The sequence below is a fragment of the Streptomyces sp. bgisy027 genome, from assembly GCF_057710365.1.
Map to the genome: position 1 here is coordinate 48,383 of NZ_JBYIVZ010000027.1, position 11,764 is coordinate 60,146.

The window sequence follows — 11,764 nt, forward strand, 5'->3', positions numbered from 1 at the left end:
CGGCGTGCTCGCCCGTACGGTGCTGGCCTCGGAACCGTACTCAGCTCTTCTCGAAACGGAAGCCCACGCCTCGCACCGTCGCGATGTAGCGGGGGTTGGCCGCGTCGTCGCCCAGCTTCTTGCGGAGCCAGGAGATGTGCATGTCGAGGGTCTTGGTCGAGGACCACCAGGTCGTGTCCCAGACCTCGCGCATCAGCTGGTCCCGGGTCACCACCCGGCCGGCGTCGCGCACCAGCACCCGCAGGAGGTCGAACTCCTTCGCCGTGAGCTGGAGCTCCTCGTCGCCCATCCACGCCCGGTGCGACTCGACGTCGATCCGTACGCCGTGGGTGGCCGGCGGCTGCTGCGGCTCGGCCGCGCCGCGCCGCAGCAGGGCCCGGACCCGGGCGAGCAGCTCGGCCAGCCGGAACGGCTTGGTGACGTAGTCGTCGGCGCCCGCGTCCAGGCCCACGACGGTGTCCACCTCGTCGGCGCGCGCGGTGAGGATGAGGACCGGCACGGTGTGGCCCTCGGCACGCAGCCGCCGGGCCACCTCCAGGCCGTCCATGCCGGGCAGGCCGAGGTCCAGTACGACCAGATCGATACCGCCCTGCATTCCAGCGTCGAGCGCGGTGGGGCCGTCCTCACGCACCTCGACCTCGTACCCTTCCCGGCGCAGTGCGCGGGCCAGCGGCTCCGAAATGGACGCGTCGTCCTCGGCGAGCAGTACTCGGGTCATGGGGTGATGGTAGTCCGCCCATGACAAGAGCTGGAGGGTGATCGACCGCCCCGATTCTCACCGGCCCCGGGCGTGTCTCTTACCTTCGGCCGCTGTGGTACAGACCTATGCCGTCGGCATGCGATCCTGGAGAGAACCCTGGAAAGGACCTTGGAAAGGGTGCCCGCGGTTCCCTCGACACCTGTGATCCCTGTCTCAAGTCCTTCCATTTCAGGCACTGTCCTGACGTATGGTGACTCTACGCCCGTAGCACTGCGGGGACCTTCGGCGCACTTGACGCCGAGGGTCTCTTTTGTGTGCGGGACCGGTGCTCGCCGGTCCCTGATGCAATGACCTGTGGCCGGGCCCCCGAAGGCGGGGGCGTGGATCCCGACGGTCGCCGTCATCCCCTCCGTGATCCGGAGCGGACTGCCCCTGGGCGTGGGGCGGACGGCCGTGTCCGCCGGTGCCGGCCGCCCCCCACCGGGCGCGTGAACGTCTTCTGTGTCGATGCGCGTCCCGACCAGCAAGGATCGACCATGGCGTCCAGCCTGACGAAGGACTCGGCCCGCCCGGGCACCCCCGGCTCCGAGAAGACCTTCTTCGGCCACCCCCGCGGACTGGCCACTCTCTTCATGACCGAGATGTGGGAGCGTTTCTCCTACTACGGCATGAGGGCACTGCTCCCGCTGTACCTGGTCGCTCCGGGCGGCCTGCACCTCAGCGCGGGAACGGCCACGGCGATCTACGCCGTGTACCTCTCTCTCGTCTACCTGCTCGCCCTGCCCGGTGGCTGGTTCGCCGACCGGGTCCTCGGCCCCCGTAAGACCGTCGCCGTGGCCGGCGCGATCATCATGCTCGGCCATCTGACGCTGGCCCTGCCGTGGGCCGGCTCCTTCTACGGCGGTCTCGGTCTGGTCGCCATCGGCTCGGGCCTGCTCAAGGCCAACATCTCGACGATGGTCGGCCACCTCTACAACGGTCCCGAGGACCCGCGCCGTGACGGTGGCTTCACGATCTTCTACATCGGGATCAACCTCGGCGCCTTCGCCGCCCCGCTCGTGATCGGCACCGTCGGCGAGAACGTCAACTGGCACTTCGGCTTCGCGCTCGCCGCGCTCGGCATGGCGCTGGGCCTGGTCCAGTTCCTGCTCGGCACCCGCCACCTGAGCTCGCGCTCGGACATCGTCCCGACGCCGCTGTCCGCCGCGGAGAAGTCGGCGACGCTGCGCAAGGCCGGCTTCTGGGCGGCCGTGGCGATCTTCTTCTACGGCATCGTCGGCCTGTCCGGCCTCTACACGCTGAACTGGCTGCTGATCCCGATCACCATCGCCGGCCTGATCATCCCGGTCATGGTCATCGCCCGTATGAAGCGGGACAAGGACCTGGACCGCACCGAGCAGTCCAAGCTGACCGCGTACATCTGGTTCTTCGTCGCCGCCGCCGTTTTCTGGATGATCTACGACCAGGGCGGCTCGACACTGTCCCTGTTCGCGGAGTCCTCGGCGGACAACACCGTCTTCGGCTGGGAGTTCCCCGTCTCCTGGTACCAGTCGGTCAACCCCGTCCTGATCATGGCACTGGCTCCGGTGTTCGCCTGGGCCTGGCTGGCACTGGCTCGGCGCGGCAAGGAGCCGAGCACCGCCACGAAGTTCGCCACGGGTCTCGTTCTGGTCGGCGCCTCCTTCTTCCTCTTCCTGGCCCCGCTGTCGATCGCCGAAGGCGGTCACAAGGCGGCCGCCCTGTGGCTGGCGGGCATCTACTTCGTCCAGACGGTCGGTGAGCTGACACTGTCCCCGGTCGGCCTGTCCGTCACCACGAAGATGGCTCCCGCCAAGTACGCCTCCCAGATGATGGGCGTCTGGTTCCTGGCCGTCACCGCCGGCGACTCCGTGACCGCCCTCCTCTCCAACCCGGCTGTCGGCGGGGTCGACCTCGACAAGATGGGCTTCGTCGCCATCGAGGCGACGCTCGCCGTCCTGGCTGGTTTTGCGGTGTGGATGTACCGCAGGAAGGTCAAGGCACTCATGGGCAACGTCCGCTAGCGCGGGCTTTGGCCGGACGGGGCCGTCACACCTGCGTGGGTGTGACGGCCCCGTTGGTTTCAGCCATGTACGCCCGCGCGGCGGAGCCGCACATCGATACGGCCCCGCGCCCCTGAGGACGTCAGCGCGTCCCGCGCCGCGGCATGAACGTGAACACCGCTCCCCCGAGCAGCAGCGCCGTCCCCGCCACCAGGCCCAGCGCCTTCAGAGCGTCATGGTCCTCGGCGCCCGTCGCCGCGAGACCGCCGTTCGTCGACGAGCCGCCCGCGGAGCCTCCCGCCGAACCGCCGGCCGAGCCGCCGCCGGACGCCCCGCTCGCCTGCTCGGTCGTGTCCAGGGTCAGGGAGACCTCCGACTTGGCCGGCGTGCAGGTCGTCGTCGTGCCCAGGGCCTCGATCGTCAGGACGCCCGGCGAGAGGGTCGACTCACCGCTCGCGCCCGGCTTGTAGGTACCGGTGAGGTCGGGGATCTCGATCGGCTCGCCCGACTTGATGTCCTCGGAGTTGGTGGGGCCCTCGACGTGGACCGTGCCCTTGTCGGCGCCGCCCAGGACGACCTCCATCGACGGCTTGACCGAGTCCTCGGGGATGTCGGCGGGGCTGTCCATCACGGACTTCTTGAACCGGACTGTCAGGTCGAAGCTCTCGCCGTTCTTCTTGGCGTTGATCTGGACCGGCGAGGTCGCGTTCTTGTCGCCGATGGGCGTCTTGCACTCGTAGGGGACCTGGACCTCCTTGCCGGTGAAGTCGGTTCCGCCGCCACCGCCGCCGGTTCCGCCACCGCCGCCGGTTCCGCCACCGGTGTCGGTGCCGCCGTCGTCCCCGCCCGTCTCGCTCTCACTCGGCGTCGGGCTGGAGGACCCGGTGGGCAGGCCGGTCGGCACGCTCGTCGGCAGCGTCGGGATCACCGTGGGCAGGCCTCCCGTCGTGCCGCCGGAGTTCCCGCCCCCGTCCGTCACCTTGATCGTCGCCGCCTGCTTCACAGCCTCCTCGGGCGCGCACTTGGTGTCCGTGGAGATCGGCTTGTTGACGTTGATGTTGTACGCGTCCGGCGTCAGCGTCACCTCGCCCGGCGCCGTCAGCTTCAGCCTGCCCTTCATGTCGGACAGCTTCATGTCGGTGTTCTTGGGGATCGGCGGGTTCTCCCGCGGACCCTGCATGGCGATGTCCCCGGTCTGCGCGCCGGCCGCCTTCAGGGTGCCGGTCGGCTGGACCGTGTTCGCGTCCAGGTCCAGGATGTCCGGGTTCTTGGAGGCCGCCTGGACGAACTTCCAGACGATCTCCACCTCGTCACCGACCTTCGCCTCGGCGGGCGCGGTGATCTCCACCTTCGTCGTGCCCTGCACCGGCGGCAGCCCGGAGATGGCGGGCGGGATGCACTCGGTCGCGTACGCCACCTCCGCCGCCTGGGCGGTCCCGGCGCTCACGCCGAGCAGGACGCCCGCGCCGCCGAGCATCAGCGCGACGCCGGCCGCACTCGCTCTCCTGGGCCGGGCCGGTACGGCTCTCCTTGGCTCGCTCACGGGGGTCCCTTCCTGGTCGGAGTCGTCGTGCTGTCGTCGTGCGGTGCGGAGAGCCGGCCGGCCGTGCCCGGATCGCTGTCCGGGGTGAACCACGGCAGGGCCGAAGAGGGTGGAGCCGCGTGCCTCGCCTCTTCCCGGGGCCTGAGCCCCGGCAGACGGAACGCGACTTCGGGCAGGCGCAGGCCCCGGCGGCGGGCCGACTGCCGCGGCCGTATCCGGTCCACCACCGCCATCCCGGCGCGGAACAGCGCCGCCGGTACGACCAGGCAGACCAGGATCCAGAACAGCGTCACGCCCCAGGGCCGGCCCACGCCCCAGGGCTGCTCGGCCATCACCTTGCCGCCGTACTTCAGGGAGACGGCGTAGTCGCCGTGCGCCCCGGCGGCGAGTGCGACCGGCAGTTCGATGCGTGCCTTGCGGCCCGGCTGGATCGTGCCGCGCCACCGCTGTTCCTCCCACTGCGGGGCGAACACTCCGTGGGAGGTGCCGACCTGGAAGACGGGGTTCCTGACCGCGGAGGTGCCGACGTTGCCGACCGTGAAGACGAGGGTGCGGGCCGGCGGTGCGCCGAACCAGGTGAGCAGGCCGCTCGATCCGTCCAGCCGGGTGTCCGTGAGCACCGAAAGCCGGCCGCCCGCCGGCTCCGCGGGCAGCGGCTCGACTGCGTGCCCGGCGACCTGGAAGATCGCGTCGGCCTCCGCTTTCGGTCCGGTCGCCGTCGCCACGTGCACGACGCACGGGCACGGCACGGGCGGCTCCGCCACCGGCAGCTTCCGGCTGAAGCGGCCTTCGCCGTCCGTGGTCACGGCCCGGCCGTCCGCGTTGGCGCAGGAGTTGGTGCCCCCGCTCACGCCGGTCGACGGCACGGACTGCCCGCAGATCAGGAGCATCAGCAGCGTACGCGGCCGCCAGCCGCTGCCGGTCACGGTGACCGAACCGCCCGTCCCCGCCTGCGTCCTGGACAGCTTCACGACGGGCGGGCCGTCGGCCGCCGACGCGCTCACGGCCGCCGTCGGCGGCAACAGCAGCACCAGTACCGTCACCAGCGCCGGAATCCGCACCCTGCCCCTCACGTCCCTGCTCCCGTCAACTCCGGCTGCCGCAAGGGCCGTTCCCCTTCGGTCGCCGCGCCGTCCGCCGGACCCCGGCGCCTTCGACGTCGTACGGCGAAGAGGGCGCCCGCCGCCGCGAGCGCACCCGCGACCCCCGCCACCGCGCCCCAGGGCACGAACCGCACCGACACCTGCGCGGTGTCGGCGGCTCCGCCCGCCGCCGTGACCGTGAGCCGCACGTCGACCGCGTCGAGCGCGGGACGGTCGGGCCAGGGCTCGGTGAGCCGGGTGCGGCTGCCCGGGGGCAGCTCGACGGGCAGGGTGCGCGGGGCGCGGTCGAGGAGGCGGCCGAGGACACCGTCGGCGCGCACCGCGAGACTCGGGGTGAGGGGGGTCGTACCTCTGTTGACCAGTACGTATGTGATGCCGTCGGCCCGGATCTCCACCTGCTCGGCGGTCAGCGCGGACAGCTCCGGGCCGGTGACGCGCAGCCGCAGGGCGACGCGCTGGGCGCGGCCGTCGGCGTCCCGGGCGACGATCTCGCCGGAGCGGTCACCGGGGGCCGTACCCACCGGGACGGTCACCGTGAACGGGACCTCGGCACGGGTGCGGGCCGGGATCCGCACCCGGCTCCCGGCGAAGGCGATCGGCACGCCGTCGCCGGTCAGCCGTACGGTGACCGGCTCGGCGCCGCGGTTCGTCACGGACACCGTGTCCTGCTGGACCGACCCGGGCTCGCCCTCGGTGTAGAAGGACGGGCGCCCGCCCCCGGAGGGCGCGACGAGCCAGGCCTCGGCGGCGGTCGCCGTGGGGGCCACCGCCAGCAGGGACAGAAGCAGCACGGGCAGGGACAGGACACGGGTGGCTGACGACATCGGCGGCTCCAGCGCTCTCATACGGAGGCGTTCAGCGGCGTACGGTCTGCCCCCTCCGCGTCAGCCACAACGCGCCCGCCGCACCCGCGAGCAGGACCGTGCCGCCCAGTGTGCCGAGGGCGATGGCCGAGTCCTCGGGGCCGGTCTGCGGGAGTTCGGATCCGGAGCCGGAACCGCTCTGGGTCCCGCCGCTCCCGCCCCCGCCGCCCGCCGCCGTCACGTCGAGGCTCAGCGACGGACCCGGGCTGTTGGACGGCGTGCACGTGGTGGTCGTGCCGAGGGCCTTGATGGTGAGGATGCCCGCGGTGAAGGTGACCTTGCCGGTCTTCTTCGGGGTGTACGTGCCCGTCAAGTCGTTGATCTTGATGGGGGTGTTGGCGGGGATGGCCTCCTGGTTGGCCGGGCCGGTCACGCTCATGGTGCCGCTGTCGGCGCCGCCCAGCTTGACGGTGGCGCTCGGGTTCATCGCGCCCTTGCCCAGTTCGACCGGGCTGGACGAGACGCCCTTCTGCCACGACATGGTGATCTTGTAGCCGCTGCCGCTCTTGACGCCCTTGATGTCGATCGGCGAGACGGCGCTCTTGTCGCCGATCGGCGTCTTGCAGGCGTAGTTGACGTCGACGACCTCGGCCCTGGCCGCGGGGGCGGCCATCAGCACCGCCGATCCGGCCAGGGCCGCGGCGGTCGCGAGCGCGGCGGTTCGCTTCTGCTTCGACACGGTCCCCTCGCTTCCTGACGGCACATCAGATCGGCCGTCAAGGTACGCCCGGGGACTTGAGGAAGGAAGACACGGCGCACACCGGAGTTGTGGCGATCCGGCGTGCACCGAGAGGAAGGGGTGACCGCCGGTAACTCAGGGTCGGGCCGGGCCCGGCACTTCGGGCGGCCCCCACCGGCGCAGCACCTCGGGCACGGCCGCCGTCCCGTCCTCGCGCCGGTGCCGCTCCAGGAGCACGGGCACCAGCCGGCTGGTGGCCAGGCCCGAGGCGTTCAGGGTGTGGACCTACGCCGCCTTGCCGCCGCCGGCCGGGCGGTACCCGATGCCGCCGCGCCGGGCCTGGTACTCACGGGCGTTCGACACCGGGCCGACCTCGGCGTACCCGCCCGGTCCGGGCAGCCGGACCTCCGGCGACGGGCGGCTCTCCCGGCTCGCGGACCCGGCCACTTGTCTCCGTCGGCGCGTCGCGGGGAGCGGGGAGCGTGGAGCGTGGAGCGTGGAGCAGCGTAAGGGCAGCGCGGAACCGATTTTCCACCGTGTCCGGACGGGCGCCCTACGCCGGTGCGCCCAGCTCCGCCCACACCGTCTTGCCCGCGACGCCGGGCGTGCGCACGACGCCCCAGTCCAGGCACAGCCGCTGCACGATGAACATGCCGTGGCCGCCCGGGCGCCCCGAGCGGTGCGGGGTGCGCGGGGCAGGCTGGCCGGTGCCCCGGTCGGTGACCTCGATGCGGATCACCTTGTTGTCGCAGGCGATCCACATCTCCTCGGGCCCCTCGGCGTGCAGGCAGGCGTTGGTGACCAGCTCGGAGACGACGAGCAGGACGTCCTCGGCGGCGGCGCGCTGGTCGGCGGTGGCCGCGGGCAACCAGTTCCAGGCGTACAGCGCCTGCCGGGCGAAGTCACGGGCGAGCGGGACGACCCCGCTCTGGTCCGTGAAGTCCAGCCTGCGGACCTGACGCCCAGCCGGCGTCTCCGCGGACGCCTGGGACTCCTCGGGCCTCAAGGACGGCACAGCGCCCCCGCCGGACGCTCCCGCCGCCGGCGCGCCCCGCTCGGCGGCCCCGGACCCTGGCACGCCCCCCTCGGACGCTCCGGAAGCGCCGCTGGGCTCAGGGCCGCGGTCGCCCGGCGAGAAAGGCCGGGTGGTGCTCATCAGCGCTTCACCTCACCGATTCACCAGTTCAACATTCACACGATTCACAAGTCAGTACGCAGAGTCAGTACGCCGGTACACGTCCTTGCCTGATACGTCGGTCACAGTCCCCCACCCCCGGTGGCCGACATCACAGCCGACAGGTTCAGGGTGTCTCCTGCCCTACCGGGCCCAGGGAACACCCCTGTATTCGGGCCGAATGATGTGACGTCTGATGCAGTGCCCGACGCCCGGGGTCAGCCGGCGCCGTCGGGCCCGTCGGCCAGGGCCTCTTCCAGCGAGTCGTGGACCGTGAAGACCGCCTCGGCCCCCGTGATCTCGAACACGCGCGCGACCACGGGCAGCATGCCCGCGAGATGCACCCCGCCACCGGCGGCCTCCGCCTTCAGCCGCGCCCCCAGCAGCACGTTGAGCCCCGTGGAGTCACAGAACTCGAGCCGCGAGCAGTCGACGACCAGTCGGCTGAAGCCCTTGCCGAGACAGTCCTCGAGTGGCTCACGCAACAGATCGGCGGTGTGGTGATCCAACTCACCCGCCGGGGTCACGACGGCACTGGAGCCCTCTTCCCGCACCTCGACCAGAAGTCGGCCAGACTGTGTGCTGCCGACCGTCCCGCGGTCCATGCCGTGTCTCACTCCCGACGTCGTGGCTGCTGACTGACGCTCTCGAACACTACGCCTTCCTACGGCTCCTACACACCCGAACATCCACACAGAATCGGACATTTCGGACCAGAGCGCACTTGCGGTGGGCTCGGGAAAGCGGGTAGGGCTAGTAGAGACACGTAACCGACTCGGCCGGCTTGGAGGCGCCGCACACCGCAGTGCACGACAGGCTTCGGCAGCCATATGCCGAGAACGATGGAGGACATCATGTCACCCCGGCTCGACGCATCGCATACCCAGAGCGCGACGTCGGCATCCCACCCGGAGCATCCGGATTCCGGCGAGCCCCGCGGCGAATCGGTCGCCGTCGTCCACGAAGGCGACTTCGTCGACCAGGACGACGCGCTCGCGGGTCTTCCGGACATCCCCCCGTACGACGAGGTGGGCCCGGTGGACGCGCGGGCCCTGTCCAAGACTCTCTTCGAGCGGCTGGAGTCGCTGGAGGAAGGGACCCACGAGTACTCGTACGTCCGCAACACCCTCGTCGAACTCAACCTCGCGCTGGTCAAGTTCGCCGCCTCCCGCTTCCGCTCGCGCAGCGAGCCGATGGAGGACATCATCCAGGTCGGCACCATCGGCCTGATCAAGGCGATCGACCGGTTCGAGCTGAGCCGTGGCGTGGAGTTCCCCACCTTCGCGATGCCGACGATCATCGGTGAGATCAAGCGCTTCTTCCGCGACACGTCGTGGTCGGTGCGGGTGCCGCGCCGCCTTCAGGAGCTCCGGCTCGACCTGGCCAAGGCCGGTGACGAGCTGGCGCAGAAGCTCGACCGCGCCCCGACGGTGGCGGAACTGGCCGAGCGCCTGGGTCTGACCAACGACGAGGTCGTCGAGGGCATGGCGGCTTCGAACGCCTACACCGCCTCCTCGCTGGACGCCCAGCCCGAGGAGGACGACGCCGAGGGCGCGCTGGCCGACCGGATCGGCTACGAGGACCACGGCATCGAGGGCATCGAGTACGTCGAGTCCCTCAAGCCCCTCATCGCCGAACTCTCACCCCGGGACCGGAAGATCCTGTCCCTGCGGTTCGTCGCGGGCCTGACCCAGTCGGAGATCGGCGAGGAACTCGGCATCTCCCAGATGCATGTGTCGCGCCTGCTGTCGCGGACCCTGACCAGACTCAGAAAGGGACTGACGCTCGAGGAATGACCGGTCCACCGCCGACCGGTCCCGGAGCGGCGTCTCCCGCATGCCGACCTGCACTGTGCCCGGTGCCCCGCCGAACCTGTCGACGGGGCACCGGGCACAGTGCGTTGGGATCTTTCACCGAACGCACCGGGCACGGTGCGTTCGGATCTTTCACCGACAGCTCACGGGTTACCCACAGAAACCCTTTCCCCACGGCCCGGCTTCCTCCACTATGAGCCGTCGTACCCGCCGGTAGGCCAGGACTCCGGGCGGGTCGCAAGGCTGCAAGGAGGCGGCGCAATGGCTCGGGCCGACGACGACAGGGGCCATGGCCGTGAGGAACACGCCCACGGAGTCCACGCGGGCGCGTCCGACGCACGGCTCACCGAACTGCTGCGTGCCGACACGGCCACCGCCTACCAGGCGCTCCAGGAGCTCCGCACCCGCCATCACGCTCACGTCCTCGCCTACGCCCGGCAGTGCACCCCGAACGACTCCATGGCGCGGCAGTTGGCGGCCCAGGCATTCACCCTGGCGGCCCGTCAGACGGCACGCGGCATCGACCCCGGCGTCCCCTGGCGGCTCCAGCTCCTGCTGCTGACCGCCCGGACGGCCGGGTCCTGGGCGATGGACGAACGGGCCGCCGGCCTGGACGCCGGCCTGCTGCTCGTCCTCAACACCGCCGGTCCCGGCGGCCCGGTCCCGCCCATGCTCACGGCGCTGCAGTCCCTGCCGCCGCGCACCCAGGGCCTGATCTGGTACGGCGTCGTGGAGCGGGAGCCGGTGGAGCGGACCGCGTCCCTCCTCGGCCTGACCCGCGAGGACGTCACCTACGGCACGGACCCGGCGCGCCAGCTGCTGGCCCGCGCCTGTCTGCGCGCCCGCCTGGCAGCCTCCGACGACCCGGACTGCGTCGACTTCGGCCGGCTCATCGAGGAGTCCGTACGGCCGGACAGTCCCCGCGGCAGCGCCGATCTGCACACCCACATGACGCACTGCCCGCACTGCACGACGGCGCACGAGGAGCTGTCGGCGCTGCGGGACTCCCCGCGCACGGCGCTCGCGGAGGGGCTGCTGCCGTGGGGCGGGACGGGGTACGTGGCGGGCGGCGCGGGCGAGTCGGCCGGGACGCCGGCGGGGGGTCTCGCCGCGCGGCGCGTCCGCCCGGGCCGGAGCCTGCCGGGCGGAGGCGGGCCGCTGGAGCGCCGTCGGGTGGTGCTGGTGTCGGCGGCGCTGGGCGTGGCGCTGCTGCCCCTGGTGGCGTTCCTGGTGGCGCAGGGCGGATCGACGCCGCAGGACCCGGTGGGTTCGGCGAGCACCCCGGCGCGCGTGCCGCCGGTCGCGGTGACCGTGACGGCGACGGTCTCGGCGACGCCGACATCGCCGTCGCCCTCCCCGTCACCGTCGCGGACCTCCAAGTCCCCGTCGCCGACCAGGAGTCCGTCCCCGACGAAGACGGCCCGCCCGAAGCCCACGCCGTCGCCCACGCGCCCGCCGGGCGGCACGTACGCCCAGGTCGTGAACGTGGACTCGGGACTGTGCCTGGACGTGGGCGGCGCGTTCTTCAACGGCACCGACGTGATCACCGCGTCCTGCACGTCGTCCAGTACTCAGCGCTGGCGGGTCGACGCGGATCGCGGTGTCCTCCAGTCGGCCGCCGATCCCGGCTTCTGCCTGGACAGCCGGGGTTCGACGGACCGGGGCGTCGGCATCTGGTCGTGCGACTCGGTGGACGGCCGCAACGGGCAGAACCTGATGTTCGTGGTGGACGGCGCGGGGCTCATCCGCCCCGCCATCGCCTTCGGGACGGCCGTGACACCGTACGGCGGTGCCGGGGACGTGCTGTCGCTGGAGCCTGTGAGCGGGAGCTCCGCCCAGCGGTGGCGGGCGGGGGCGTCCTGACCCG

11 protein-coding genes are annotated in these 11,764 nt (G+C 71.6%); 3 read left to right on the forward strand and 8 right to left on the reverse strand.

What is annotated here, in order from left to right:
- Positions 1-40 precede the first annotated feature (40 nt).
- Entirely contained in the window at positions 41-718 is a 678-nt protein-coding gene (locus AC3ETA_RS26490) for a response regulator transcription factor (protein WP_107905766.1), read from the reverse strand.
- A gap of 518 nt (positions 719-1,236) precedes the next feature.
- Here AC3ETA_RS26490 and AC3ETA_RS26495 point away from each other — a divergent pair.
- Complete coding sequence (locus AC3ETA_RS26495; RefSeq protein WP_432195406.1) at positions 1,237-2,742, forward strand: oligopeptide:H+ symporter; 1,506 nt, start codon at positions 1,237-1,239, stop codon at positions 2,740-2,742.
- Between the two features lie 121 nt (positions 2,743-2,863).
- Here the strand turns inward: AC3ETA_RS26495 and AC3ETA_RS26500 are convergent, their stop codons facing one another.
- The 7 genes from AC3ETA_RS26500 to AC3ETA_RS26530 form a co-directional block, all read right to left on the reverse strand.
- On the reverse strand, positions 2,864-4,198 hold the full coding sequence (locus AC3ETA_RS26500) for a hypothetical protein (RefSeq protein ID WP_432195480.1): 1,335 nt from the start codon (positions 4,196-4,198) through the stop codon (positions 2,864-2,866).
- Positions 4,199-4,260: 62 nt separating this feature from the next.
- Entirely contained in the window at positions 4,261-5,337 is a 1,077-nt protein-coding gene (locus AC3ETA_RS26505) for a hypothetical protein (protein WP_432195407.1), read from the reverse strand.
- Positions 5,334-6,191 (reverse strand): COG1470 family protein, encoded by an 858-nt coding sequence (locus tag AC3ETA_RS26510; protein ID WP_432195408.1) that lies wholly within the window; start codon positions 6,189-6,191, stop codon positions 5,334-5,336. The genes AC3ETA_RS26505 and AC3ETA_RS26510 overlap by 4 nt, the downstream gene beginning before the upstream one ends.
- A 31-nt stretch (positions 6,192-6,222) precedes the next feature.
- Entirely contained in the window at positions 6,223-6,909 is a 687-nt protein-coding gene (locus AC3ETA_RS26515) for an LPXTG cell wall anchor domain-containing protein (RefSeq protein ID WP_432195409.1), read from the reverse strand.
- A gap of 285 nt (positions 6,910-7,194) precedes the next feature.
- The gene (locus tag AC3ETA_RS26520) at positions 7,195-7,356 is read right to left on the reverse strand and encodes a hypothetical protein (protein ID WP_432195410.1); all 162 of its coding nucleotides are present in this window, start codon (positions 7,354-7,356) and stop codon (positions 7,195-7,197) included.
- 106 nt (positions 7,357-7,462) lie between these two features.
- Entirely contained in the window at positions 7,463-8,065 is a 603-nt protein-coding gene (locus tag AC3ETA_RS26525) for an ATP-binding protein (protein ID WP_432195411.1), read from the reverse strand.
- A 236-nt stretch (positions 8,066-8,301) separates the two neighbouring features.
- On the reverse strand, positions 8,302-8,688 hold the full coding sequence (locus AC3ETA_RS26530; RefSeq protein ID WP_432195412.1) for an STAS domain-containing protein: 387 nt from the start codon (positions 8,686-8,688) through the stop codon (positions 8,302-8,304).
- A 237-nt stretch (positions 8,689-8,925) separates the two neighbouring features.
- Between AC3ETA_RS26530 and AC3ETA_RS26535 the strand changes: the two genes are divergently transcribed.
- Together AC3ETA_RS26535 and AC3ETA_RS26540 are read left to right on the forward strand one after the other, a co-directional pair.
- Positions 8,926-9,879, forward strand: coding sequence for an RNA polymerase sigma factor SigF (locus AC3ETA_RS26535; protein WP_432195413.1), 954 nt, complete (start codon positions 8,926-8,928; stop codon positions 9,877-9,879).
- Positions 9,880-10,158: 279 nt separating this feature from the next.
- A complete protein-coding gene (locus AC3ETA_RS26540; protein ID WP_432195414.1) occupies positions 10,159-11,760 on the forward strand; it encodes a ricin-type beta-trefoil lectin domain protein in 1,602 nt (533 codons plus the stop codon).
- The last annotated feature ends 4 nt before the right edge of the window (positions 11,761-11,764 follow it).